This is a genomic window from Agrobacterium sp. LEGMi-208b, assembly GCF_059511785.1.
In genome coordinates this window covers 545,214-571,464 of record NZ_CM183446.1, presented here as the reverse complement: position 1 = coordinate 571,464, position 26,251 = coordinate 545,214, and the positions used below count along the sequence as shown (strand labels likewise).

22 protein-coding genes are annotated in these 26,251 nt (G+C 61.1%); 7 read left to right on the top strand and 15 right to left on the bottom strand.

Going from position 1 to position 26,251, the window contains the following annotated elements; translation table 11 throughout:
* The first annotated feature begins 13 nt into the window (after positions 1-13).
* Positions 14-850 (top strand): alpha/beta fold hydrolase, encoded by an 837-nt coding sequence (locus tag AC5YUO_RS17315; protein ID WP_496156115.1) that lies wholly within the window; start codon positions 14-16, stop codon positions 848-850.
* A 198-nt stretch (positions 851-1,048) separates the two neighbouring features.
* Here the strand turns inward: AC5YUO_RS17315 and AC5YUO_RS17310 are convergent, their stop codons facing one another.
* The 7 genes from AC5YUO_RS17310 to AC5YUO_RS17280 form a co-directional block, all read right to left on the bottom strand.
* Positions 1,049-2,431, bottom strand: a complete 1,383-nt coding sequence (locus tag AC5YUO_RS17310) for an FGGY-family carbohydrate kinase (protein WP_496156114.1) — start codon at positions 2,429-2,431, stop codon at positions 1,049-1,051.
* Positions 2,428-2,751 (bottom strand): L-rhamnose mutarotase, encoded by a 324-nt coding sequence (rhaM, locus tag AC5YUO_RS17305; RefSeq protein WP_496156113.1) that lies wholly within the window; start codon positions 2,749-2,751, stop codon positions 2,428-2,430. The genes AC5YUO_RS17310 and rhaM overlap by 4 nt, the downstream gene beginning before the upstream one ends.
* A gap of 3 nt (positions 2,752-2,754) precedes the next feature.
* A complete protein-coding gene (locus AC5YUO_RS17300) occupies positions 2,755-3,765 on the bottom strand; it encodes an ABC transporter permease (protein WP_496156112.1) in 1,011 nt (336 codons plus the stop codon).
* Entirely contained in the window at positions 3,762-4,763 is a 1,002-nt protein-coding gene (locus AC5YUO_RS17295; protein WP_496156111.1) for an ABC transporter permease, read from the bottom strand. The genes AC5YUO_RS17300 and AC5YUO_RS17295 overlap by 4 nt, the downstream gene beginning before the upstream one ends.
* A gap of 14 nt (positions 4,764-4,777) precedes the next feature.
* Positions 4,778-6,313, bottom strand: a complete 1,536-nt coding sequence (locus AC5YUO_RS17290; protein ID WP_496156110.1) for a sugar ABC transporter ATP-binding protein — start codon at positions 6,311-6,313, stop codon at positions 4,778-4,780.
* Between the two features lie 210 nt (positions 6,314-6,523).
* The gene (rhaS, locus tag AC5YUO_RS17285) at positions 6,524-7,534 is read right to left on the bottom strand and encodes a rhamnose ABC transporter substrate-binding protein (protein ID WP_496156109.1); all 1,011 of its coding nucleotides are present in this window, start codon (positions 7,532-7,534) and stop codon (positions 6,524-6,526) included.
* A 47-nt stretch (positions 7,535-7,581) separates the two neighbouring features.
* Entirely contained in the window at positions 7,582-8,412 is an 831-nt protein-coding gene (locus tag AC5YUO_RS17280) for a DeoR/GlpR family DNA-binding transcription regulator (protein ID WP_400812936.1), read from the bottom strand.
* Between the two features lie 200 nt (positions 8,413-8,612).
* Between AC5YUO_RS17280 and AC5YUO_RS17275 the strand changes: the two genes are divergently transcribed.
* Both AC5YUO_RS17275 and rhaI read left to right on the top strand, forming a co-directional pair.
* Positions 8,613-10,709, top strand: coding sequence for a bifunctional rhamnulose-1-phosphate aldolase/short-chain dehydrogenase (locus AC5YUO_RS17275; protein WP_496156108.1), 2,097 nt, complete (start codon positions 8,613-8,615; stop codon positions 10,707-10,709).
* Positions 10,710-10,945: 236 nt separating this feature from the next.
* Complete coding sequence (gene rhaI / locus AC5YUO_RS17270) at positions 10,946-12,238, top strand: L-rhamnose catabolism isomerase (RefSeq protein WP_496156107.1); 1,293 nt, start codon at positions 10,946-10,948, stop codon at positions 12,236-12,238.
* A gap of 186 nt (positions 12,239-12,424) precedes the next feature.
* Here the strand turns inward: rhaI and panB are convergent, their stop codons facing one another.
* The 8 genes from panB to AC5YUO_RS17230 form a co-directional block, all read right to left on the bottom strand.
* Positions 12,425-13,273 carry a 3-methyl-2-oxobutanoate hydroxymethyltransferase gene (panB, locus tag AC5YUO_RS17265; RefSeq protein ID WP_496156106.1) on the bottom strand — a complete coding sequence of 283 codons (849 nt, stop codon included), beginning with the start codon at positions 13,271-13,273 and terminating at the stop codon, positions 12,425-12,427.
* On the bottom strand, positions 13,270-14,148 hold the full coding sequence (panC, locus tag AC5YUO_RS17260; RefSeq protein ID WP_496156105.1) for a pantoate--beta-alanine ligase: 879 nt from the start codon (positions 14,146-14,148) through the stop codon (positions 13,270-13,272). The genes panB and panC overlap by 4 nt, the downstream gene beginning before the upstream one ends.
* A 151-nt stretch (positions 14,149-14,299) precedes the next feature.
* Entirely contained in the window at positions 14,300-15,070 is a 771-nt protein-coding gene (locus AC5YUO_RS17255) for an enoyl-CoA hydratase-related protein (protein ID WP_496156104.1), read from the bottom strand.
* Positions 15,060-15,986: a hydroxymethylglutaryl-CoA lyase gene (locus tag AC5YUO_RS17250; RefSeq protein ID WP_496156103.1), complete on the bottom strand. Its 927-nt coding sequence runs from the start codon at positions 15,984-15,986 to the stop codon at positions 15,060-15,062. Before AC5YUO_RS17250 ends, AC5YUO_RS17255 begins: the two co-directional genes overlap by 11 nt.
* 1 nt (position 15,987) lies before the next feature.
* Entirely contained in the window at positions 15,988-17,985 is a 1,998-nt protein-coding gene (locus AC5YUO_RS17245; RefSeq protein ID WP_496156102.1) for an acetyl/propionyl/methylcrotonyl-CoA carboxylase subunit alpha, read from the bottom strand.
* A gap of 7 nt (positions 17,986-17,992) precedes the next feature.
* Positions 17,993-19,594, bottom strand: coding sequence for a carboxyl transferase domain-containing protein (locus AC5YUO_RS17240; protein WP_496156101.1), 1,602 nt, complete (start codon positions 19,592-19,594; stop codon positions 17,993-17,995).
* An 8-nt stretch (positions 19,595-19,602) separates the two neighbouring features.
* Positions 19,603-20,775 (bottom strand): isovaleryl-CoA dehydrogenase, encoded by a 1,173-nt coding sequence (locus tag AC5YUO_RS17235; protein WP_496156100.1) that lies wholly within the window; start codon positions 20,773-20,775, stop codon positions 19,603-19,605.
* An 81-nt stretch (positions 20,776-20,856) separates the two neighbouring features.
* The gene (locus tag AC5YUO_RS17230; protein ID WP_496156099.1) at positions 20,857-21,330 is read right to left on the bottom strand and encodes an Lrp/AsnC family transcriptional regulator; all 474 of its coding nucleotides are present in this window, start codon (positions 21,328-21,330) and stop codon (positions 20,857-20,859) included.
* Positions 21,331-21,562: 232 nt separating this feature from the next.
* Here AC5YUO_RS17230 and AC5YUO_RS17225 point away from each other — a divergent pair, with 232 nt between their 5' ends.
* The 4 genes from AC5YUO_RS17225 (at position 21,563) to AC5YUO_RS17210 (ending at position 26,250) form a co-directional block, all read left to right on the top strand.
* The gene (locus tag AC5YUO_RS17225; protein WP_496156512.1) at positions 21,563-22,678 is read left to right on the top strand and encodes an acetyl-CoA C-acyltransferase; all 1,116 of its coding nucleotides are present in this window, start codon (positions 21,563-21,565) and stop codon (positions 22,676-22,678) included.
* A 12-nt stretch (positions 22,679-22,690) separates the two neighbouring features.
* Positions 22,691-23,818: an acyl-CoA dehydrogenase family protein gene (locus AC5YUO_RS17220; RefSeq protein ID WP_496156098.1), complete on the top strand. Its 1,128-nt coding sequence runs from the start codon at positions 22,691-22,693 to the stop codon at positions 23,816-23,818.
* A gap of 176 nt (positions 23,819-23,994) precedes the next feature.
* Complete coding sequence (locus tag AC5YUO_RS17215) at positions 23,995-25,233, top strand: 3-methyl-2-oxobutanoate dehydrogenase (2-methylpropanoyl-transferring) subunit alpha (RefSeq protein WP_496156097.1); 1,239 nt, start codon at positions 23,995-23,997, stop codon at positions 25,231-25,233.
* Positions 25,234-25,236: 3 nt separating this feature from the next.
* Positions 25,237-26,250, top strand: coding sequence for an alpha-ketoacid dehydrogenase subunit beta (locus AC5YUO_RS17210; protein WP_496156096.1), 1,014 nt, complete (start codon positions 25,237-25,239; stop codon positions 26,248-26,250).
* The last annotated feature ends 1 nt before the right edge of the window (position 26,251 follow it).

The following is a 26,251-nucleotide window of genomic DNA, read 5'->3' as shown; positions in this document are numbered from 1 at the left end:
AGGAGAAACGATCATGGGCTTTGTTAAGACGACAGACGGAACCGAAATCTTCTACAAGGACTGGGGCCCGAAGGATGCCCAGCCGATCATGTTCCACCATGGCTGGCCGCTCTCGTCCGATGACTGGGATGCGCAGATGCTGTTTCTCCTTTCCAAGGGTTTCCGCGTCGTCGCCCATGACCGCCGTGGTCATGGCCGTTCCGCCCAGGTTGCTGACGGTCACGATATGGATCACTACGCCGCTGACGCCTTCGCGGTCGTTGAAGCTCTCGATCTGAAGAACGCCGTCCATATCGGCCACTCCACCGGCGGTGGCGAAGTGGCCCGTTATGTCGCAAAACATGGCGAACCCGCCGGCCGCGTCGCCAAGGCGGTTCTTGTTTCCGCCGTGCCGCCGCTGATGCTGAAGACCGAGGCCAATCCGGAAGGCCTGCCGATGGAGGTTTTTGACGGCTTCCGCTCGGCGCTCGCCGCAAACCGTGCGCAGTTCTTCCGCGATGTGCCGGCCGGTCCTTTCTACGGTTTCAACCGTGATGGCGCGACGGTTCAGGAAGGTGTGATCCAGAACTGGTGGCGGCAGGGCATGATGGGCGGTGCAAAGGCCCATTACGACGGTATCAAGGCTTTCTCCGAAACCGACCAGACCGAAGACCTGAAGAATATCAGCGTTCCCACACTGGTGCTGCACGGCGAAGACGACCAGATCGTGCCGATCGCCGACTCCGCCCTGAAATCGGTGAAGCTGTTGAAAAACGGCACGCTGAAGACCTATCCCGGCTTCTCGCACGGCATGCTCACCGTCAATGCCGATGTGCTGAACGCCGATCTTCTGGCCTTCATCAAGGGCTGATCCTTCTGCAAAATTGCAATGCGGCCGAATAGTCGGCCGCATTTCGTGATTGCTCCACAACCAGTCCCTCGCATTCGCCGTCATCCTCGGGCTTGACCCGAGAATCCACAGCAGCACGAAGAATAAATCCTGCGGTCAAGCCCGAGGATGACGGCGCGTGTGGAGGTGGGGGACGGAGGTATTTACCGCCTCATGTCGTCAGACTAGCTTTGCCCTCCAAGCGTTGCGGTAGGAACCAAGTCCTTCAATGGCGTCAGGAGCGAAATGGCGCTCGCGACCGGCAAGCGGTTTGATACCGGTGAGCAGGGCCGCGCCTGCACTGGTGCCGGTAGACCCTTCGACCGCCGTTACTTCGGTCCCTGCGAAGCCGGCCAGAGCCTTCAGATAAAGCGCGTTGCTGGCGAAGGGGCCTTCCACAAGGATCGGACCTTTCCGCCCGATGAGCGAAAGGCTGCATTCCGTCATCAGGGCGAGATAAAGCGATGTCGCCGCGTGCCGTTCTGCGGTCGTGGCATTTTCATCGGCGATCCAGCGCGCCGCCTTGTCGGGAAATGGGCCGGAGCCGCTGACGACGCTCGGCAGCAGCATCATGCCTCCGGCAATCACCCCGCCGAGAGCCGCGTCAATCGCTCCGTCTTCCGCTGCTCCGAATTGCTGCGCCAGCATTTCATATTCCCTGCCGCCCATGAAGCGGGAGGAAGGAACGGGTCGGCCGAAAGCATCGACATTCAAGAGGGTGTCACGGGTGGGATCGAGCACGCCCGCCACGCCGCCGATGGCGAAATTCACCACCCAGGTACCGGTGGAGACGACCGAAAAGTCACCGTCCCGGCGCAGAAGATGCGGCAGGAGCGACGCGTTGGAATCGTGGATGCCGCAATAGACCGGCATATCCGAAGGCAGATCGGTTTCCTGCGCCAGCGATGGGCGGATCGTTCCCAGCACATCGAAAGCGGAGCGGACCGGCGCCATCAAATGTGCGATGTCGAGGTGCTCGACCAGCGAGGAGAAACTTTTTCGCCGTGGGTTCCAGAGATCCGTATGGCAGCCGAGCGAGGTCGTTTCCGTCGCCTGAACGCCAGTCAGCCGCCCCGCCCAATATTGCGGATAGGTGACGATGCTGCGCACTCTGGAAAAATCGTCAGGGAACGCCTCTTTCTGAAAATGGATTTGCGCGCCAAGGTTCAGTCCCACGGGAAGCTGCGGTGAGCCGGTCTCGGCAAAATCGGGCCTGATGCGGCGATAGGCCTCCTGAATGGCTGCTGGATAGCCGTGTTCATAATCGAGCACCGGCATGGCGAGATCGCCATTCCCATCGAGAAGTGCTGCCGAAGCGCCATGGGTGGTGACGGAAATCGCGTCGAAACCGGGCTTCTGGTCAAATTGCTGAAGCGCGGAGAGAATGAAACGCCAGAGCATTTCCACATCGTAATGCGGGTAGGGGCCATGGCGAAGAACGGGGTTCGTCCGCTTCTCCCCGGCAATTTCCTCTCCGCTGCCGGTATCGATGACGACGACCTTGGCGTTTGTCTTGCCGATATCGATGACCGCGACGCGGCCCGGTTTGATGCTGTCGCTCATGGCAGATGGAACACCGTCACCAGGTCTTTTGCGATGGGTGAATTATCGGGATTGCTCTCCATGATATCGGCCATATGCGCCCACCATTTCTTCATCACGGGATGGTCTGGCAAAGCCGCCATGCCGTGGTTCTTCGGGCGGGTCAGCACGCCAAACAGGATGCTGGTTTCCGGGTCGAGATGGATGGAATAATCGCTGATGCCCACTCGTCTGAGAAGCACCACCAGTTCCGGCCATATCTCGTCATGGCGCCGTTTATACTCTGCCTCTTTGCCGGCGAAGAGTTTCATCTTGAAGGCGTATTTTTCGAGTTCCGGCATGGCTCAGTTTCTCATGGCGCGAAGGCGGCGAACGACGATGGGGATGGCGATGGTAATGATCAGCAGCAGGCCGACGAAGATCGACATGACAATGCCTGGCACGTTCAGAAGACCGAGCCCGAAAGTGACGAGACCCATGACGAAGGCGGCGATAACGACGCCCGCGATGGTTCCGGAACCGCCGAGGATCGACACACCGCCCAGCACCACCATGGTCACCACCTCAAGTTCCCATCCTTGAGCGATGGACGGACGCGTGGAGCCGAGCCGCGAGGTGAGGCAGACGGCGGCGATGCCGCTCATCAGGCCGGTCAAGAGAAAGAGGATGAATTTCACCCGTTCGACGGGAATGCCGGAGAAGCGCGCGGCGAAGGGGTTGGTGCCGATCACATAGACCTGCCGGCCGAAATTGGTGGCGTGCAGCAGAATGGCGAAGAGGATGGCCATGACGATGAACAGCACGAACTCGAAGGAGATGACGGAGATCACGTAACCCTGGCCGAAATAGGCGAAATCGGCCGGGTATTTGCCATAGGCCTGATCGCCCAGCACCATGTAGGAAATGCCGCGAAACAGGCTCATCGTGCCGATGGTGACGACGATGGACGGCAGTTTCAGTCCCGCCACCAGAAAGCCGTTGAACGCCCCGCACAAAAGCCCGGTGCCGATGCCGATGGCGACGAGGCCCGGCGTGCCGACCCCCATCTGTACCGCGGCACCCATGGCGGTGGAGGCGAGCGCGATGATGGCGGCGACGGACAGATCGATTTCGCCGGCGATGATCAGAAGCGCCATGGCGAAGGCGATGATCGCCTTTTCCGTGAAATTGAAGGTCGCGTCCGAGAGGTTCCAGGCATTGAGAAAATAGGGCGAGGCGAGCGAATTGGCGATGAAGATGAGGATCGCAACACCCAGCAGCAGCACTTCCCAGCTGGCCATGGTGCGGCTGAGCGATGTGCCGAGCCTGTCGGGGATGATGCGCGAAGCCTGCGTCGGTTGAGAACTCGTGCTCATGCTGCGGCCTCCTTGGCCTGATCGCTTGCTGCGCGGTCACGCAGAATGATACGGCCCTTTCTCGCTTCGGCGCGGGCGTTGAAGACGACGGCGAGCACGATGACCACGCCTGATATCGCCATCTGCGCGAAGGGCGAAATGCCGATGACGGGCAGGGCATTCTTGATGACACCGAGGAACAGTGCGCCGAGCACGGCGCCGGCCACCGAGCCGATGCCACCGGCAATCGAGATGCCGCCGATCACATTGGCCGCCACGCTGTCCAGTTCGAAACCGGCGGCGATATCCACATAAGCGACGGCATAACGCGACACCCAGAGATAGCTGGCGAGACCGGCGAGCGCGCCTGAGAGCACGAAGGCGAAAAAGCGGGTGCGGCCGACATCGATACCGGCATAGACCGCCGCACCCGGATTACCGCCCGACGCATAGGCCGCGCGGCCGAAGGATGTACGGGTAAGCACCAGCCAGGCGCCGGCGATGATGAGGATCGCCACCCAGGAAAGAACCGGCATGCCGAGGATCACGGTGCGCGGCACGTTGAGGAAGGTGGGCGAAAGCTGGTGCGCATTCACCCAGCCGCCGCCCGACAGCACGAAGGCCATGCCGCGATAGATGGTGAGCGTGCCGAGCGTGACGACGATGGGAGGAATGCCGAGCCACCAGACCAGAATGCCATTGAGGGAACCCAGAAACGCGCCGATGCCGACCGCCATGACGATGAGAAGCGGCAGCGGAATGCCCGGAAAGGCGGCATTGGTCATCGCCACGGCCATGCCGGTGAAGGCGAGATTGGCGGCAACCGAAAGATCGATGGATTTGGTGAGAATGACCGCCATCTGGCCAAGCGCCAGAATGATGAGGATGGAGGTGTCATTGAAAATATTGACGAGATTGCCGGGCCGGCCGAAACCGGGTGCGCGCAGCGCAAAACCGGCGATCATGATGAGGATGATGCCCGCCAGCAGCCATTCGCGATTTTTGAGTAGACGTTGCATGTTCGTGGCCCCTCTCAGGCATTGCCGGTGGCGGCGCGCACCAGCTTTTCCGGAGAAAAATCGGCGCGTTCGAACTGGCCTGCCATCAGGCCTTCGCGCATGACGATGGCCCGGTCGGACATGCCGAGGATTTCGGGAAGTTCGGATGAAATCATGATGATCGACAGGCCTTCGGCCGCAAGTTCGCTGATGAAGCCGTGCACGGCGGCCTTGGAGCCGATATCGATGCCCTTGGTCGGCTCGTCGAGAATGATGACCTTCGGCTGGGTGGCGAGCCACTTGCCGATCACCACCTTCTGCTGGTTGCCGCCTGAAAGCGTGCCGACCGGCACCGAAAGCGCGGCGGCGCGAAGGTCGAGCCGCGAGGCATATTTGCGCGCCAGCGCGAATTCATTGGCGGCGGCCAGAAACCCCTTGCGCGAGGTGCGGGTGAGGGAAGGCAGCGACATGTTCTGATAGATCGGCATGTCCAGCGCCAGACCGTGGCGGCCGCGCTCTTCCGGCACATAAACGATGCCGGCGCGGATCGCGTCCTCCGGCGAACGGACGGTGAGCGGCTGGCCTTCCAGCGTGACCTGCCCTGAAGCTGGCCGCGTAATGCCGAATAGCGACTGGCAGAGTTCGGAGCGGCCGGCGCCGATCAGCCCGTAAAGGCCAAGAATTTCGCCCTTGCGCAACTCGAGCGAAATATCGCGAAACTCCGTCTGGTGCGAATAATCGCGCACCGAAAGAACCGTCGGGCCGAGTGTGACCTCCTGCTTGGGAAAGGCGTTCGTCACATCGCGGCCAACCATGAGCCGCACGATCTCATCCTGCGGTGTGGTGGCAAGCGTGCCGGCGCCGACCATCCTGCCGTCCCGGAACACCGCATAATTCTCGGCGATTTCATAGACTTCATCGAACTTGTGGCTGATGAAGAGGATGGCCTTGCCCTGCCGCTTCAGGTTTTCGACGATGCGGAAGAGATCGTCGATCTCCTTGCGGGACAGGGCGGCCGTCGGCTCGTCCATGATGACGATCCGTGCTTCGACTGAAAGCGCCCGGGCTATGGCCACGAGATGGCGCTGGGCAATCGACAGGTCTTTCAGCCGGATGGAGGGATCGATGGTGCTTTCCAGCTGTTCCAGCAGAACCCTCGCGCGCGTGTTGATCGTCTTCCAGTCGATCAGGCCGAAGCGGCCTTTGGGCGCATGGCCGAGGAAGATGTTCTCGCCGACCGAAAGCTCATCGAACAGGACGGTTTCCTGATGAATGGCTGTCACGCCGGCATCGATGGCATCCTGCGCGCTATGAAACGTCACGGCCTTGCCATCCAGCAGGATTTCACCCTCGTTCGGGCGATAGATGCCGGTGAGGATTTTGACCAGCGTGGATTTTCCCGCACCGTTCTCGCCGATCAGCGCGGTGACCTTGCCGGGATAAAGCGCGATATCGACGCCATCCAGTGCTTTGACGCCGGGGAATATCTGGCTGATGCCGCGCATTTCGAGGATGGGCGTGGCGCTCGAAGCCTCTGTGATATTTAAAGTTTGGGTTTCAGCACGCATCATCAGGTCTTACCGGTCAGTTTGATTGGAGCGGCGAGGGGCACCCCCCTCTGCCCTGCCGGGCATCTCCCCCTCAAGGGGGGAGATCGGCAAGCGGATGGCACCCTGCCTATGGATCGAGTGGGTGCGGCATATCGATCTCCCCCCTTGAGGGGGAGATGCCCGGCAGGGCAGAGGGGGGTGCCCTCCGCCCGCCGTCAGCAACTACTCGGATCAAAAAATCTTCGAGAACTGATCGATATTCTTCGCGTCATAAACAAACGGATCGGCCATCGCCGCTTCGCTGTTTTCGCCAACCTTGATCTTGCCCATGCGGCCCGCCTCGATTTCCGAGCCCGGCTTGCCATCGGTTTCACCCTTCACGAGGCGATAGGCGATCTGGGTGGCGGAATAGCCGAGGTCGATCGGGTTCCAGATGGCGAATTCCTTGGTGGCACCTGATTTGATGGCGCCGGCCATTTCAGACGGCAGGCCAAGGCCGGTCACATAGACCTGACCGATCTTGCCCGCATCCTTCACGGCCTGCGAGGCGGCGAGAACGCCAACCGTCGTCGGTGCAACGATGACCTTCACATTCGGCTGCGAGGAGAGCAGGCCCTGCGCTTCGCGGTAGCTCTTGTCGGCAAGGTCGTCACCGTAAACGGTCGTGACGAGGTTGAGGCCTGGGAAGTCCTTCAGCTGTTTCTTCATCTCGTCGATCCAGATATTCTGGTTCGTGGAGGTGGTGGTGGCCGAAAGAATGGCGAAATCGCCCTTTCCACCTTCCAGATGCGATGCGGCGAGCTGCAGGCACATCTTGCCGATCAGCGCATTGGACGAGGGGTTGAGCTGGAGAATGCGGCCTTCGGGCGCGACGCCGGAATCCCAGGAAATGACCTTGATGCCGCGCTGCGCCGCCTTTTTCAGCGCCGGAACCACGGCGTCGGGGTCATTGGCGGAAATGGCGATGGCATCGACACCCTGCGCGATCAGCGAATTGATGACTTCGATCTGGCCTTCCGCCGTGGTGCTGGTCGGGCCGGTATAGATGATCTCGACGCCGCCGAGGTCCTTTGCGGCCTCCTGCGCGCCCTTGTTGGCGGCTTCGAAAAAGCCGTTGCCGAGCGATTTGACCACCAGCGCGATCTTCACGTCGGCGGCATGGGCAACGCTGCCCAGTCCTGCTACTGAGAGCGCCGCGCCAAGCGCCAGAACGCTCGTCAATGTTCTGCGTGTAAGTTTCATGTCCCTTTTCCTCCCGTTTTGAACCTTGTTTTTCCCTCCGGTGCTCCTCAGGCGACCGAAGAAGAATCCTCTTCATCCGGCGGGGCGGCCGTCTTGCCATCCCCCGCTGCGCCGGCGATCAGCAATTCGACGCCGGCATTTTCCACCATCCTCGCCGCCTCATCCGAAATCCCGTCATCGGTGATGATGGTGGTGACGTTTTCGAGCGGGCATAAAATCAGGCTGGATCGTTTTCTGAATTTCGAGGAATCGACCATCACGATCAGCTCTTCGGCCTGTCGCATCAGCTTTTGTTCGCTCTGGATGACCAGCGCGTCGGATTCCATGATGCCGAGCGCGCCCACGCCCTGCGCGCCGAGAAAAATACGCCGCGCATAAAAATTGCGGATCGCATCATTCTCGAAAGGCGACAGGATGAGGCTCTGATCGCGATAGATCGCGCCGCCCGGCACGCTGACATTGCACTTGGAATGCTTGACCAGATGCTCGGCAATCGCGAAGGAATTGGTCATCACCTGCAGGCGGCGCGCCGCCATGTAATGCACCATCTGGAAAGTGGTCGTGCCGCCATTCAGGATGATCGCGTCGCCGTCATTGCAGAGATCGACCGCCTTGCGCGCAATTGCGCGTTTCTTGTCGATATTGACTGATTCGGAAACGCGGAACGGGCGGGCTGCGAGATTGCCGAGCTGCGGCGGATGCACCGCTTCCGCCCCGCCGCGCACGCGCCGCAACTTTCCCTGAACATGCAAAGACGCGATATCCCTGCGGATCGTCGCTTCCGACGCATCCGTCAGTTCGGCAATATCCTGCACCGTCACGACAGCTTTTTCCTGTGTGGCGCTCAAGATGATGCGATGGCGTTCGCGTTCGTGCATGGGGTCCTCCTGACCGTGATTATTCGCAATCTCTTTACGTTGTCAATCAAGAACGATCAAATTAATCAATATCGCGCTGCAACATGAAAATTTATGATCGTTTTTGATTGACATTGTGCTTTTGGATGCGCGATACCTGCCATCAAAGGAGGCGGGCCGGTATCGGCTCCGCGAATGCAGACAGATATTGGGAGGAAGACATGACGGGAACATCCCGCCTTCTCGAAAGCCGTTGGGACGATGCCTATGCCAAAACGCTCGATGAGCCGGGCAAGCTGCTTTATCGCTCCAATCTCTTGGGTGCGGACAAGCGCATCACCAATTATGGCGGTGGAAATACATCGGCCAAGGTGTTTGAGACCGATCCGCTGACGGGCGAGAAGGTCCGGGTCATGTGGGTGAAAGGCTCCGGCGGCGATGTCGGCACCATCAAGCTCGATGGTTTTGCCACACTTTATCTCGACAAGCTGGAAGCACTGAAGGGCATTTACAGGGGTGTCGAGGATGAGGACCGCATGGTCGGCTTCCTGCCGCATTGCACCTTCAACCTCAACCCGCGCGCCGCCTCCATCGATACGCCGCTGCACGGTTTCGTGCCCTATGATCATGTCGACCACATGCATCCCGATGCGATCATCGCCATTGCCGCCTCGAAGAATTCGAAAGAACTGACGCAGCGGATCTTCGGCGATGACATTGGCTGGCTGCCCTGGCGCCGCCCCGGTTTCCAGCTCGGTCTCGATCTCGAGGCTTTCGTCAAGGCCAATCCCAGGGCCAAGGGCGTCGTGCTGGAAAGCCACGGCCTGTTCACCTGGGATAATGATGCCAAGGCTTGCTACGAACTGACGCTCGCCATCATCAACAAGGCGATCGAATGGTTTGCGGCTGAGACCGAAGGCAAGACGATTTTCGGCGGTGCCGCAGCCCAAAGCCTGCCGGCGGGCGAACGCCGCGCCATTGCCGCCCGGCTGATGCCTGAAATCCGTGGCCGCATCGGTCGCGAGGAGCGCAAGCTCGGCCATTTCGACGATCAGGATGCGGTTCTGGAATTCGTCAATTCGAAGAACCTGAAGCCGCTTGGGAACCTCGGCACGTCCTGCCCCGACCATTTCCTACGCACGAAAATCCGTCCGCTGATTCTCGATCTCGATACCGCAAATCCCGATGTGGATGCGCTGACGGCCAAGCTCGACAAGGCGCTGGAGGATTACCGCGCGGATTACTCCCGTTATTACGAGACCTGCCGCCACGATAATTCGCCAAAGATGCGCGACCCGAACCCGGTGATTTTCCTGATTCCCGGCGTCGGCATGTTGTCCTTTGCCAAGGACAAGGCCACGGCCCGCATCGCCGGCGAATTTTACGTCAACGCCATCAACGTCATGCGCGGTGCGTCCACCGTGTCCGAATATCAGGGTCTGCCCGAACAGGAAGCCTTCGATATCGAATATTGGCTGCTGGAAGAGGCGAAGCTGCAGCGCATGCCGAAGCCGAAGAGCCTTGCCGGGCGGGTGGCATTCGTCACGGGCGGTGCAGGCGGCATCGGCCGGGCAACGGCGGAACGGCTGGCGGGCGAGGGCGCCTGCGTGGTGCTGGCCGATATTGACGAAACGGCGCTGGAAGCCGCCAGTGGCGATTTCGTCAAGCGTTACAGCGCTGACGCGGTGCGTACCGTCAAGCTTGATGTGACGCAGGAAGATGCGGTCATTTCAGCCTTCGCGGAAGCGAGCGTGGAATTCGGCGGTGTGGATATTCTGGTCTCCAATGCCGGCATCGCCTCTTCCGCGCCGGTGGAAGACACGACGCTTGCCATGTGGAACAAGAATATCGACATTCTCGCGACGGGTTATTTCCTCGTCTCGCGGGAGGCGTTCCGGCTGTTGCGGCGTCAGAATCTTGGAGGCAACGTGGTCTTCGTCGCCTCCAAGAACGGTCTTGCATCCTCTCCCAATGCCTCTGCCTACTGCACGGCGAAGGCCGCGGAAATTCATCTGGCCCGTTGCCTCGCGCTCGAAGGGGCGGAGGCGGGCATTCGTGTCAACACCGTCAATCCCGATGCCGTGCTGCGCGGTTCGAAAATCTGGAACGGCGAGTGGCGCGAGCAGCGTGCGGCCTCTTCCAAGATCGAGGTGACGGATCTCGAGGAACATTACCGCAAGCGCTCGATGCTGAAGCTCAACGTCTTCCCGGAAGATATTGCCGAGGCGATTTACTTCCTGGCGTCCGATGCTTCCGCCAAGTCCACCGGCAACATCATCAATGTTGACGCCGGTAATGCGCAGAGTTTTACGCGGTAGGAATTTCGGTCGATGCCGAACATAAAAGAAGACGCGATGCTTTGGTAAGTGGCCGCGTCCCTTCTTCCGTCATTCCGGCCTTGAGCCGGAATCCAGCCAGCCCAAGTCTTTGGGCTGAAAGGAGTCCTTCTCGCCGCGCAGACGCGCGTCGACTGGATTCCGGCTCAAGGCCGGAATGGCGGACGAGAGGGCCGTTAGGAACAGCATGCAACGGATTGGTGTCCGGGGAGGAAAAGATGACCGAGACGAAAATCGCCGCCGATCTGGTCGCGGCCGAAAACGACAAACGCGCCGGCGCGCTGAAGGACGATTACCAGGCGCTGGGCAACCAGCTGGCGCGCCGCAATATCGACATCGACGCCATCACGGCCAAGGTGGCGCAATTTTTCGTCGCCGTACCCTCCTGGGGTGTCGGCACCGGCGGCACCCGTTTTGCCCGCTTTCCGGGTGAGGGCGAGCCGCGCGGCATTTTCGACAAGCTCGACGATTGCGCCGTCATCAACCAGCTCACGCGCGCCACGCCGAACGTCTCCCTGCATATCCCGTGGGACAAGCAGGACCCGAAACGGCTGAAGGCCCATGCCGATGCGCTGGGCCTGGGCTTCGACGCCATGAATTCCAATACCTTCTCCGATGCACCGGACCAGAGCCATTCCTACAAATACGGTTCGCTCAGCCACACCGACGCCGCGACACGCCGGCAGGCGGTCGAGCACAATATTGAATGTATCGAAATCGGCAAGGCCATCGGCTCCAGGGCGCTGACGGTGTGGGTGGGCGATGGTTCGAACTTCCCCGGCCAGAACAATTTCACCAGAAGTTTCGAGCGTTATCTCGCCGCCATGGCCGATATCTACAAGGCGCTGCCGGATGACTGGCGCATCTTTTCCGAACACAAGATGTACGAGCCGGCCTTTTATTCCACCGTGGTGCAGGACTGGGGCACCAATTACCTCATCGCCAATACGCTCGGCGAAAAGGCCTTCTGCCTCGTCGATCTCGGCCACCATGCGCCCAACACCAATATCGAAATGATCGTCGCCCGGCTCATTCAGTTCGGCAAGCTCGGCGGTTTCCATTTCAATGACAGCAAATATGGCGATGACGATCTGGATGCCGGTTCCATCGAGCCCTACCGCCTGTTCCTCGTCTTCAACGAACTGGTGGATGCCGAGCATCGGGGCGTGAAGGGTTTCCATCCCGCCCATATGATCGACCAGTCGCACAATGTGACGGACCCGATCGAAAGCCTGATCTCGAGCGCCAACGAAATCCGCCGCGCCTATGCGCAGGCGCTGCTGGTGGATCGCATCGCTCTCGACGGTTACCAGCAGGATAATGATGCGCTGATGGCGACCGACATGCTGAAGCGCGCCTATCGCACCGATGTCGAACCTATCCTTGCGCAGGCTCGGCAACAGGCAGGTGGTGCGATCGATCCGGTCGCGACTTATCGTGCGAGCGGCTATCGCAAGCAGGTCGCGGCGGAACGGCCGGCTTCGGTTGGTGGTAGCGGGGGTATTGTTTAGTCGTTTGATTTATGAGGTATGCAAAGGCTGAGAGCAGGCGGAGATAGCTGATGTCATCGCCTGAACCTCTCCGCCGTCATCCTCGGGCTTGACCCGAGGATCCACCACCCGTTGCGCCATGGATCCTCGGGTCAAGCCCGAGGATGACGGAGGAGAGGTTCAGGTAAGGCTGCCATCGGGGTCCGGTCAAGCCTTCTCGCCCCCAGGACGGGACGGCTTGCGCACCTGAAACGTATGCTCCGGCCCTGGAAATGCACCGGAGCGCACCTCATCAGCATAAGCCGCCGCCGCTTCTGAAGCCGCCGTGCCGAGATCGGCGTAGCGTTTCACGAATTTCGGTTTGAAATCGGAAAACAGGCCGAGCATGTCGTCTGAAACCAGCACCTGCCCGTCGCAGGCCGGTGATGCCCCGATGCCAATCGTCGGTACTGTGAGTTTTTCGGTTAATTCGCGGGCCAGCGGCTCGACGGTGCCTTCCACCACGATGGCGAAGGCGCCCGCCTGATCCACCGCAATCGCGTCGCGCCAGATCTTTTGCGTTTCCGCATCCGAATGTCCGAGCGAGCGGAAGCCGCCGGCGGTATGGACCAGCTGCGGCATCAGGCCCACATGGCCGAAGACGGGGATGCCGCGGGCCACCAGAAAGGCGATGGTCTCGGCCATTTCCTCGCCACCCTCAAGCTTCACGCCGTCGCAGCCGGTTTCCTGCATCAGCCGCACCGCATTGCGGAAGGCCTGTTCCTTCGATTCCTGATAGGTGCCGAAGGGAAGATCGACGATGACACAGGCGTGTTCGACGCCGCGCATGACGGCGCGGCCATGGGCGATCATCATGTCCAGCGTGACGCCGACCGTCGTGTCCATGCCGTAAAGCACCATGCCGAGGGAATCACCGACCAGCAACAGATCGCAATGTGGATCGAGCAGGCGAGCGATGGGCGTCGTATAGGCGGTGAGGCAGACGATGCGCGCCTCGCCTTTCATCTGCCGGATGGAGGCTGTCGTCAGCCGCTTGTGTTTTGCATGGGCGCTCATCGGGCTGCCTCCCTTTTATCACTTTTGCCACGGCCGATGACTCTGTTGTCGAGCAGCCGTGTGCTGCCGACCCTGACGAACAACGCCACCAGCACAGGCCCCGCCTGCAATGAAGCGACGGGGGCGAGTGTATCTGGGTCGCGCACGGCAACGACTTCCGGTGCGGCCAGCGGCTCGGCTGCGATGAATTTTGTCATGGCCGCCTCGAATGCGGCGGGGTCGTAGAAACCTTCACCATAAAGCCGTTCCGCCTCATCCAGCGCGCGCGGCACGATCACGGCGGCGGCGCGTTCCGCGGGGCTCAGATAGACATTGCGCGAGGAACAGGCGAGCCCGTCCGCCTCGCGCACCGTGGCGACGGGAACGACCCTGACCGGCTGGGCGAGATCCTCGACCATGCGGCGGATCAGCGTCACCTGCTGATAGTCTTTTTCGCCGAAATAGGCGGCATCCGGCTGGACGAGGTTAAAAAGTTTGGTCACGACGGTCGTAACGCCGGCGAAATGCCCAGGCCGGACCGCACCTTCCAATTGGCTGCCCAGTTCGGGCACATCCACCACGGTCTGCATCGGGCGCGGATACATTTCGGAAACTTCCGGCGCGAAAAGAATGTCGACACCTGCCTCTTCGAGAAGCGCGCTATCCCGGGCGAGATCGCGCGGGTAACGGGCCAAATCCTCATTTGCGCCGAATTGCAGCGGGTTGACGAAGATCGAAACCACCGTCACGTCGTTTTCGGCCTTGGATCGGGCAACGAGCGTAAGATGGCCGATGTGGAGAAAGCCCATGGTGGGAACGAAGCCGATGGTTTTGCCCGCACGGCGAAAGGCCGCGGTGACATCCCGCAATTCGGCAACGGTTTTTACAAGATGCATGGGTCTCCTCCGGCTCCCCCGATCGCCGTCCGGCGAAAGGTGCTGGATAGAACGCGATTTGCCCAACGGGGTCAACGGAGGCTTCGGGATTATATCGATTGACCCCAGGACGACTTCCGGGAAAACCGGTGCCGGACAGGAATGGCGGCGATCATTCCACCCAGAGCGGCTTCCTTTTTTCGGAAAAGGCCAATCGCCCCTCCCGTGCCTCGTTGCCGCTGCCAATCGTGGCGATGACGCTCTCGGCAAAGGCGAGCCGTTCGGTGGATGGCATGTCGCGCATCTTCAGCAAGGCCGCCTTTCCCGCCGCGATGGCGCCCGGCGCATTCTGCCGCAGCCGGGCGAGAACATCCTCGATCGCGTCATCGAGTTCGGCCGACGGGACGGCCCGATTGACGAGGCCGAAACGCCCGGCTTCCACGGCGCTCACCGGCTGGCCGAGATAGGCCATTTCCTGAAGTCGGGTCAGCGGCATTTTCGCCAGAAGTTTCGCCGCCACCATGGCCGGGAAAAGTCCGACGCGGACTTCCGGCAGGCCGAATTCGGCGTGATCGGCGGCATAGGCGAGATCACAGGCGGCGACGAGGCCCATTCCGCCGGCGAGAACCCGACCATTGATGCGGGCGATGACGGGCTTGTCGCAGTCCTCGATGGCGCGCATCACATCGGCGATAGGGTTGGTTCCGTTTCGTGAGAGAAACATGCCGCCAGCGCTTTCCTTGAGATCCGCCCCGGAACAGAAACTGCGATCCCCCGCGGCCGTTATCACCACCGCGCGCAGGCCGCTATTGCCGGATGCCGTGCGGATGGCCTTCGTCAGGGCATCCGTCATCGCGGCATTCAGGGCATTGTGAACCTCCGGCCGGTTGAGCGTCAGCCAGAGAACGTCCTTGCGTCTTTCGTTCAGCAACTCATCCGCCATGCACGTCACCCTCCAGTTTTGCGGCAAGCAGCGCTTTCCCCGCGCGGGCCGCATTCGGTCTGCCGAGATGCCGGCTGATCCAGTCTCCGGTCTTCGCCACGGCCATCAGGTCGACACCGGTTTCGATGCCAAGCCCCTGCAGCAGGTAGATAACGTCTTCCGTTGCGACATTGCCGCTGGCGCCCGGCGCGAAGGGGCAGCCGCCCAGCCCGGCGACGGAACTGTCGAAGACGGAGATACCTTCCTCCAGCGAGGCCAGCACATTGGCGACGCCCTGCCCATAGGTATCGTGGAAATGCATGGCGAGTTTTGTACGGGGAATGCGGGCCGATATATGTTGGATGAGATCGCGAATCTGGCCGGCTGTGCCGACGCCGATCGTATCGCCGAGCGAAATTTCGTAACAGCCAAGCGCGATCAGCGCCTCGGCCATGGCTGTCACCCCAGCGGGTGCGACCGCGCCGTCATAGGGGCAGCCGGCAATGCAGGAGACGTAACCGCGCATAAGGATGTTTCGGTCAGCCGCGGCTGACGCGACATCGTGCAGGCGCTGAAGGCTTTCGGCGCGTGAGCAGCCGATATTGTGCTGGCTGAAACCTTCGGATGCGGACACGAAAACGGCAATTTCCGTGACGCCGGCTTCGAGGGCGGTCTCGAAACCTTTCATGTTGGGAACGAGCACCGGATAGGCGGTGCCGGATCGCCGTTCGAGGCCCTGAAACACTTGCCTCGAACCCGACATTTGCGGCACTTTTTTGGGTGAGACGAAAGCCCCCGCTTCGACTGCCGACAATCCGGCTGCGGCCAGCCGTTCGATCAGCTCGATCTTGATGGCGGTTGGGACCTCACTGTTTTCGTTCTGCAGTCCGTCACGCGCACCCACTTCGACGATTTTTACCGCTCTTGGCCAGCGCATCTCAGCCACCCTCCGGCTCGAAATCCACCAGCACCGCACCGGCCGCGACCATGTCGCCTTCGGCGCAATTGACGGCCGTGACGGTGCCTTTCGCCGGCGCGCGGATCGTGTGTTCCATTTTCATCGCTTCCATCACCACAAGCGCCTCGCCGGCTTCAACCGCAGCGCCATCGCGGCTGAGCAAAGCGCGGATAATGCCGGGCATGGGTGCTTCCAGGCCGCCGGTGTGGGTGGAGGAATCCTCGATGTCGACGGGGTCCGGCTGGCTGATGCGATAATGCGCGCCATTGAGGAAAAGCGCGTAACCGCCCTCTTCTGCAAAGAAATAGCCTTGCCTTTTCCTGTCTTCCACGCTCGCACGGAATTGGCCGTCATCCGAGAGACCGCCGCGGACGCTGATCGTCCGTCCGTCGATCTCCAGTGAAAAACCGTCCGCCGCATGCGTGACGCCGACGTCAAGCGGCTGGTTCTCAAGAACGAAATACAGCGTTTCCCGCGCCGGCGCATTGAGGCGGAAGGCGGCTGCCGTGTTCCATGGGCTATAGGAATCGGCCTTTGGCCATGAACCTGCCTTTCCGTTTTTCTGCCGCGACAGAAGCAGGCCAAGTGCGGCCATGGCTATCTCGTTCCCGCCCATCGGGGCCGGGGCAAAAAGCGTGGCGTCGTTGCGGGCTATGAAGCCTGTGTCGAGATCGGCATTCGCGAAAGCGTCCAATCCCGCAAGCCGCATCAGAAAGGCGGCATTGCTGGTGACGCCGCTGATCGCCAGTTTTTCCAGAGCCAGCCGCAGACGCTGCACGGCGGAGGGACGGTCACGATCCCAGACGATCAGCTTGGCAATCATCGGATCGTAATGCACGGTAATGGCGTCGCCAGCGCGGATGCCGCTGTCTATCCGGAGGTGAGAACCTTCATCCGGGAAAACGAGATGGCTGACCGTGCCGATCGAGGGCAAAAAATCATGGGCCGGGTCTTCGGCGTAGATCCGCGCCTCGATGGCGTGACCGTTCATGCTGAGATCGGCCCAGTTTTCCGGCAGGGCCTCGCCATTCGCGACGCGGATTTGCCATTCGACCAGATCGAGGCCGGTAATATATTCCGTCACCGGATGTTCGACCTGAAGCCTCGTATTCATTTCCATGAAATAGAAGTCGCCGGAAGGGTCGAACAGGAACTCCACCGTTCCCGCGCCGCGATAATCGATGGCGCGGGCGGCAGCGATGGCCGCTTCATACATGCGTTGCCGCAAGGCGTCGGGCAGACCGGGGGCAGGGGCCTCCTCTATGACCTTCTGGTGCCGGCGCTGGATCGAGCAGTCGCGTTCGAACAGCGAAACACAATTGCCCTGGCCATCGGCAAAGACCTGCACTTCCACATGGCGCGGACGTTCGAGGTATTTTTCGATCAGCATGCGGTCATTGCCAAAAGCGGCCAAGGCTTCGCGTTTGGCGCCGGCAAGCTCTGTCGAAAATTCACGTTTTTTCCGCACGACGCGCATGCCCTTGCCGCCGCCGCCGGCCGAGGCCTTCAGCAGCACCGGATAACCGATCTTGTCCGCCTCATTCGCCAGCCGCTTTTCGGACTGTTCGTCGCCGTGATAGCCCGGCACGATGGGAACACCCGCTTTCGCCATCAATGCCTTCGCTTCGCTTTTTCCGCCCATGGCGCGGATCGCTTGCGGTGGCGGGCCGATGAAAACGAGGCCGGCCGCGGCGCAGGCCTCGGCAAAAGCAGCATTTTCGGAGAGAAAGCCATAGCCCGGATGGATGGCCTCCGCGCCGCTCGCCCGTGCCGCAGCGATGATCTTTTCGCCATCGAGATAGGAGGCGCGCGCCGGTGCCGGGCCGATGGCGATGGCTTCATCGGCCAGCGCCACATGCATGGCGTCGCGGTCCGCATCCGAATAGACCGCGACGGTACGGATGCCCATCTGGGTGGCGGTGCGGATGATGCGGCAGGCGATTTCGCCCCTGTTGGCGATCAGTATTTTCGAGAACATCGTCGCCTCACATCCTGAACAGGCCAAAACGGGTGGGTTCTATCGGCGCATTGAGCGCGGCGGAAAGCCCGAGGCCGAGCACCAGGCGAGTATCCTTCGGGTCGATGATGCCATCGTCCCATAACCGCGCGCTGGCATAATAGGGATGGCCCTCCCGCTCGTATTTTTCGCGGATCGGCTGTTTGAAGGCCTCTTCGCCTTCCTTCGACCAGTGACGGCCATCGGCCTCGATGCCGTCGCGGCGGATTTGCGCCAGCACGGAAGCCGCCTGTTCGCCGCCCATAACCGAAATGCGGGCATTGGGCCACATCCATAAAAAGCGTGGGGAATAGGCGCGGCCGCACATGCCATAATTGCCGGCGCCGAAGGAGCCGCCGATGATGACGGTGAATTTCGGCACTTTGGCCGATGCGACAGCGGTGACGAGCTTGGCGCCATCCTTGGCGATGCCACCCGCCTCATAGGCCTTGCCGACCATGAAGCCGGTGATGTTTTGCAGGAAGACCAGGGGAATGCCGCGCTGGCAGCAGAGCTCGATGAAATGCGCGCCTTTGAGCGCCGATTCCGAAAACAGGATACCGTTATTGGCGATGATGCCGACGGGATAACCGTGGATATGGGCAAAACCGCAGACCAGCGTCGTGCCGTAAAGCGCCTTGAACTCATCGAATTCGGAACCATCCACCAGACGGGCGATGATCTCCCGCACCTCGAAGGGTTTGCGCGTATCGGCGGGAACGATGCCGTAGAGTTCTTCTGCCGGATAAAGCGGCTCAGCAGGTTCGCGAATATCCAGCTCCACCTGTTTACGGCGGTTGAGCGTGGAGACGATCCGCCGGGTCAGCGCCAGCGCATGGCGGTCATCGCGGGCGTAATGATCGGTGACGCCGGATTGCCGCGAATGTACATCCGCACCACCGAGATCCTCCGCGCTTACCACCTCGCCGGTCGCGGCCTTCACCAAAGGCGGGCCGCCGAGAAAGATCGTGCCCTGATTTTTGACGATGACGGACTGGTCGCTCATCGCAGGCACATAGGCCCCGCCCGCCGTGCAGCTTCCCATCACGACGGCGATCTGGGCGATGCCCTGCGCCGACATATTGGCCTGATTATAAAAGATGCGGCCGAAATGATCGCGGTCGGGAAACACCTCATCCTGATTGGGCAGGTTCGCGCCGCCGGAATCCACGAGGTAGATGCAGGGCAGGCGGTTCTCCGTGGCGATCTCCTGCGCGCGCAGATGTTTCTTCACCGTCAGCGGATAATAGGTGCCGCCTTTCACCGTCGCATCATTGGCGACGATCACGCATTCGCGGCCCGCGACCCGGCCGATTCCGGTGACGATGCCGGCGGCCGGAACGGGTTCGTCATAGACCTCATAGGCCGCAAATTGCGATAATTCGAGAAACGCGCTGCCGGGATCGAGAAGCGCCTCGATGCGGTCGCGCGCCAGCAATTTGCCGCGGGAAAGATGCCGCTCGCGGGCCTTGTCGCCGCCGCCTCTGGAGATTTTTTCGACGTGCTGACGCAGGTCGTCCACGAGACCCGACATGAAATCGACATTGGCGTTGAAGGCGGGATCGCGGTTCAGGCTGGATGTTAGCTTCATCGCATTCCTCACCCGTTGCCTTTGACCAATTCGCGGCCGATCAGCATCCGGCGGATTTCGCTGGTGCCGGCCCCGATTTCATAGAGTTTGGCATCGCGCAGCAGCCGTCCGGCCGGGCTTTCATTGACATAGCCGGAGCCACCGAGAAGCTGGATCGCGTCCAGTGCAACCTGCGTGGCGCGCTCGGCGGCGAAGAGGATCGCGCCGGCCGCATCCTGCCTTGTGATGCGGCCGTTGTCGCAGGCCCGGGCCACGGCATAAACATAGGCGCGGGATGCATTCATGGCCGAATAAATATCGGCGAGCTTGCCCTGCACCAGCTGGAATTCGCCGATCGGCTTGCCGAACTGCTTGCGCTCACGGGCATAGGGTAGCACCAGATCGATAGCAGCCTGCATGATGCCAACAGGGCCGGCGGAGAGCACGGCGCGCTCGTAATCCAGCCCGCTCATCAGCACCGTCACGCCGTCGTTCAGGCGTCCGAGGATGTTTTCCTCCGGCACCTCGCAATCCTCGAATACCAGTTCCGACGTGGGGGAGCCGCGCATGCCGAGCTTGTCGAGTTTCTGGGCCGGGCGAAACCCCTTGAAGCCTTTCTCGATCAGGAAGGCGGTGATGCCGCGCGCACCGGCGGACATATCCGTCTTGGCGTAGACCACCAGCGTATCGGCCTCATGGCCATTGGTGATCCACATTTTCGCGCCGTTCAGCACGTAGCGGTCGCCCTTGCGCTCCGCCTTCAGCCGCATCGAGACGACATCGGATCCGGCTTCCGTCTCGCTCATGGCGAGTGAACCGACATGTTCGCCCGAGACCAATTTCGGCAGATATCTGTGCTTCTGCTCTTGCGTTCCCCAGCGGTGGATCTGGTTGATGCAGAGGTTTGAATGGGCGCCATAGGAAAGGCCGATGGAAGCGGAAGCCCGGCTTATTTCCTCCATCGCCACGCAATGGGCGAGATAACCCATGTCAGCACCGCCGAACTCTTCCGAAACGGTGATGCCGTGCAGGCCGAGCTGGCCCATTTCCGGCCAGAGCTTGCGCGGGAAGCGGTCTTCGCGGTCGATCTCCGCCGCCAGCGGCGCAATTTTATCGTCGGCGAATGCACTGGCGCTGTCGCGCAATGCTGCGATTTCCGGGCCGAGGTCGGCATCGAAAATAGCGGCGAGGTTCAAACTCATCGCGTCTCCTCCTCCGGACGGCCCTTGCCGCCGTCCCTTTTGTCCAGCAGCCGGCACCTCCTCCGTGCCGGCAAGCCTGATTTATGGCGCGTCACTTCCGGTGAAGGCGGCGGAACGGCGCACGAATGTCTTGATGGCGAAATTGGACTGGATGCGCGACACACCGGGAACCGTGGTCAGGAAATCCAGAAGCTCCTGATAATGGGGCAGATCCCGCACCATGGCGTGGATCAGATAATCCGAACTGCCGCTCGTCTGGTAACCGCCCACGACTTCGGGAATGGAAGCGACATGGTGTTCGAAGGTCGTCAGCGCTTCCTTGATCTGCCGTTCCAGCGTGACGGAGATGAAGACGCCCATATTGCCGAGCAGCCGGTTCTCATCGAACACGGCGGTATAACCGCGAATGATGCCTTCCTCTTCCAGCTTGCGCACCCGGCGCAGCGTTGGCGTGAAGGAAAGGCCGATGCGGGCCGCGAGATCGCGCCAGCTCACCCGCCCCTCATCGCCGAGCACATGCAGAATCTTCCGGTCGAAACTGTCGAGCTCAATCATGGATCATTTGCTCTATGATATGACTATTTGTTGGATCAAAGATATCGCCAATCAAAAAACTGTCAATCAAAATAGCTTTGAAATGAATTCGAGATAGTGATAGCGTTCACATCAGTCGCGGTCTGGAGGAGATCGCGGCTGTGGTCGTTCTTTCAAGCGGGAGGGCGATCAAAGGGAGGTGAATTTGGCTGTGCATGACCCTGTCGTGATCGTCGGGGCCGCCCGTACTGCTATGGGTGGGTTCCAGGGCGAATTCAAATCGGTGGCCGCGCCCGATCTCGGAGCGGCGGCGATCCGTGCGGCCGTCGAACGCGCTGCGGTTCCGGTTTCCGATATTGACGATGTGCTGATGGGCTGTGTGCTCACCGCCGGGCAGGGGCAGGCTCCGGCCAGGCAGGCGGCGATTGCCGCCGGAATTCCTAACACGATCGGTGCGACGACCATCAACAAGATGTGCGGTTCCGGCATGAAGGCGATCATGCTGGCGCATGACCAGATTGCAGCGGGAAGCTCTTCCGTCGTAATTGCGGGCGGCATGGAAAGCATGAGCAATGCGCCCTATCTGCTGGACCGCGCCCGCAACGGTTATCGTCTCGGCCACGGCAAGCTCACCGATCATATGTTTCTCGATGGCCTCGAAGACGCCTATGACAAGGGCCGGCTGATGGGTAGCTTTGCGGAAGATTGTGCTGAAGCTTATCAGTTCACGCGTGCCATGCAGGATGATTATGCGCTGACCTCGCTGGAACGGGCGCGACGCGCCATAGCAGAAGGTGTCTTCGAGGCGGAAATCGCGCCTGTTGGCGATGTTGCCGTGGACGAGCAGCCGGGCAAGGCAAAGCCGGAAAAAATCCCGCAGCTGAAACCCGCTTTCCGCGATGGCGGAACAGTGACGGCGGCCAATTCCAGCTCGATTTCCGATGGTGCGGCCGCTCTTGTTCTCATGCGCAGATCGGAAGCGGAAAGGCGGGGCCTGTCGCCGCTGGCAAGCATTATCGGTCAGGCCTCCCATGCGGATGCACCCGCCGGATATCCGACGGCTCCCATCGGCGCGATGAAAAAGCTGTTCGATAAGACCAGCTGGGCGGCAAACGGTGTCGATCTGTTCGAAATCAACGAGGCTTTTGCGGTCGTAGCCATGGCGGCGATGCGCGATCTCGATCTGCCGCATGAGAAGGTGAACGTGCATGGCGGCGCCTGCGCGCTCGGCCATCCGATCGGCGCTTCCGGCGCAAGGATCGTCGTCACATTGCTGGCCGCCCTGCAGCGCCACGGTCTAAAGCGCGGCGTGGCCGCCGTCTGCATCGGCGGCGGTGAAGCAACCGCGCTCGGCATCGAGCGGCATTGAGGGGAGGCGGCGATGATCCTGAATGAAGCCCAGCAGCAGATCAGGGACATGGCCCGCGATTTCGCCCGCGAGCGGCTCGCCCCCGGTGCCGCCGCGCGTGATCGGGAAAGCCGGTTCCCGAAGGAAGAATTGAAGGAAATGGGCGAGCTCGGTTTCCTCGGTATGCTGGTCTCCGAGGATTATGGCGGATCGGAAACCGGTGCCGTCGCCTATGCTTTGGCGCTGGAGGAAATCGCCGCCGGTGACGGTGCCTGTTCCACCATCATGAGCGTGCATAATTCGGTCGGCTGCGTGCCGATCCTCAAATTTGGGACCGAGGAGCAGAAGCAGCGCTTCCTGCCGAAACTCGCTTCCGGCGAATGGATCGGCGGCTTTGCGCTGACCGAACCGCAGGCCGGCTCCGATGCCTCCAATCTGAAAACCCGGGCGCGGCGGGATGGCGACCGTTATATTCTCGACGGCGCAAAGCAGTTCATCACATCGGGCAAGAATGGCGATGTCGTCATCGTCTTTGCCGTTACCGATGCGGCGGCGGGCAAGAAGGGCATTACCGCCTTCATCGTGCCGACGGATATGCCGGGTTACGAGGTTATCAGGGTCGAGGAGAAACTCGGCCTGCATTCGTCCGATACCTGCCAGATCGCCTTTACCGATATGGCTGTTCCGGCCGAATTGCGGCTGGGCGAAGAGGGGCAGGGGTATCGCATCGCGCTTGCCAATCTGGAAGGCGGCCGCATCGGCATCGCCGCGCAGGCCGTTGGCATGGCGCAGGCCGCCTTCGAGGCGGCGCGGGACTATGCCCGTGAGCGCAAGGCTTTCGGACAGGCGATTTTCGAACATCAGGCGGTGGCGTTTCGGCTGGCGGATATGGCGACGCGCATCGAAGCGGCACGGCAGCTGGTGCTGCATGCGGCGGCGCTGAAGGAGGCCGGCGAAGCCTGTCTTTCGGAGGCCTCTATGGCGAAACTCTTCGCGTCCGAAATGGCCGAACGCGTCTGCTCGGACGCCATCCAGATTCACGGCGGTTACGGTTACATGGCGGATTATCCGGTGGAGCGGATCTATCGCGATGTGCGCATCTGCCAGATTTACGAGGGGACAAGCGATGTCCAGCGCATGGTGATCGCGCGGAACCTTTGAGGGTGTGTTTGGAGGAACAACACATCCGTCATTCCGGCCTTGAGCCGGAATCCAGCCAGCCCAAGTCCTTGGGCTGAGAAAAGTCTTCCCGCCGCGCAGACGCGCGTTGGCTGGATTCCGGCTCAAGGCCGGAATGACGGAATTTGTGGGGCGTGCGCGCCCGCCGGAGGAGTAGAATGGATATAACCGAAACGCCACATCTCAGCCTGCACGTTCCGGAACCCGCAGTGCGGCCCGGCGGGGAGCCGGATTTCTCCAATGTGAAGATACCCAAGGCCGGCTCAGTGCCGCGCCCGGAGGTGGACGCCGCACCGGAAAGCATGCGCGATCTCGCCTATTCGATCATTCGCGTCCTCAATCATCAGGGCGAGGCTGTCGGACCGTGGGCCGGGCTGCTTTCGGATGAGGAATTGCTGGTCGGCCTCAAGAACATGATGCGGCTTCGGGCTTTCGATGCCCGCATGCTGATGGCGCAGCGGCAGGGCAAGACCTCTTTTTACATGCAGCATCTGGGCGAAGAGGCTGTCAGTTGCGCCTTCCGCAAGGCGCTTTCCAAAGGCGACATGAATTTCCCGACCTACCGGCAGGCCGGGCTGCTGATCGCCGATGATTATCCGCTGGTCACCATGATGAACCAGATCTATTCCAACGAGCTCGACCCGCTGCATGGGCGACAATTGCCGGTTCTCTACTCCTCCAAGGAGCACGGCTTCTTTACTGTCTCCGGCAACCTTGCCACGCAATATGTGCAGGCGGTTGGCTGGGCGATGGCCTCGGCCATCAAGGGCGATACGAAGATTGCGGCTGCGTGGATCGGCGACGGCTCGACGGCGGAGTCGGATTTCCACTCCGCGCTGGTCTTTGCCTCTACCTACAAAGCCCCGGTCATTCTCAATATCGTCAATAACCAATGGGCGATTTCCACCTTTCAGGGCATTGCGCGCGGTGGTTCCGGCACATTTGCGGCGCGCGGGCTGGGCTTTGGTATTCCCGCGCTCAGGGTCGACGGCAATGATTATCTCGCCGTTTATGCCGTGGCGCGCTGGGCGGTGGAGCGGGCGCGCCGCAATCTCGGCCCGACGCTGATCGAATATGTGACCTATCGTGTTGGTGCCCATTCTACCTCTGACGACCCGAGTGCTTACCGACCCAAGACTGAGTCCGAGGCATGGCCTTTGGGCGACCCGGTTCTGCGATTGAAGAAGCACCTCACCCTGCGCGGCGTCTGGTCAGAGGAGCGGCACCGGCAGGCGGAGGCGGAAATCGCCGACGAGGTGCTGGAAGCGCAGCGCGAGGCGGAAAGCCACGGTACGCTGCATGAGGGCAAAAAACCGCCGAAAAAGGATATTTTCGAAGGCGTCTACGCCGAGATGCCGCCGCATCTCGTCCGCCAGCGCCAGAAGGCAGGGTGGTAAGACATGGCAAGAATGACGATGATTGAAGCCGTCCGCAGCGCCATGGATGTATCCATGGAGCGCAGCGACGATGTCGTGGTGTTCGGTGAGGATGTGGGCTATTTCGGCGGCGTCTTCCGTGCCACGCAGGGGCTGCAGGGAAAATACGGCAAGACCCGCTGTTTCGATGCGCCGATCAGCGAATCCGGCATTGTCGGCACCGCCATCGGCATGGCCGCTTATGGCCTGCGGCCCTGCGTCGAAATCCAGTTCGCCGATTACATGTATCCCGCCTATGACCAGATCACGCAGGAGGCGGCGCGTATCCGCTATCGCTCCAATGGCGATTTCACCTGCCCGATCGTGCTGAGAATGCCGACCGGCGGCGGCATTTTTGGCGGGCAAACACATAGCCAGAGCCCGGAAGCGCTTTTCACCCATGTCTGCGGACTGAAAGTTGTGGTCCCTTCCAACCCCTATGACGCCAAGGGGCTGCTGATCGCATCCATCGAAGACCCCGATCCCGTGATGTTTCTGGAACCGAAGCGGCTTTATAACGGCCCCTTCGACGGTCATCACGACCGGCCGGTCACGCCCTGGTCCAAACACGAGATGGGCGAGGTGCCGGAAGGGCATTACACGATCCCCATCGGCAAGGCGGAAATCCGCCGTCCCGGCAACGACGTCACCGTCATCGCTTATGGCACCATGGTGCATGTGGCGCTGGCGGCGGCCGAAGAGACGGGTGTGGATGCCGAGATCATCGATCTGCGCAGCCTGCTGCCGCTCGATCTCGATACCATCGTGAAGTCCGTTTCCAAAACCGGCCGCTGTGTGATGGTGCATGAGGCGACGCTGACCTCCGGCTTCGGCGCCGAAGTCGTGTCGCTGGTGCAGGAATATTGTTTCTATCACCTTGAGGCTCCTGTCGTTCGCGTCGCCGGTTGGGATACGCCTTATCCCCATGCGCAGGAATGGGACTATTTTCCGGGACCCGCCCGCGTCGGGCGCGCCCTCGTAGACGTCATGGAGGCCTGAT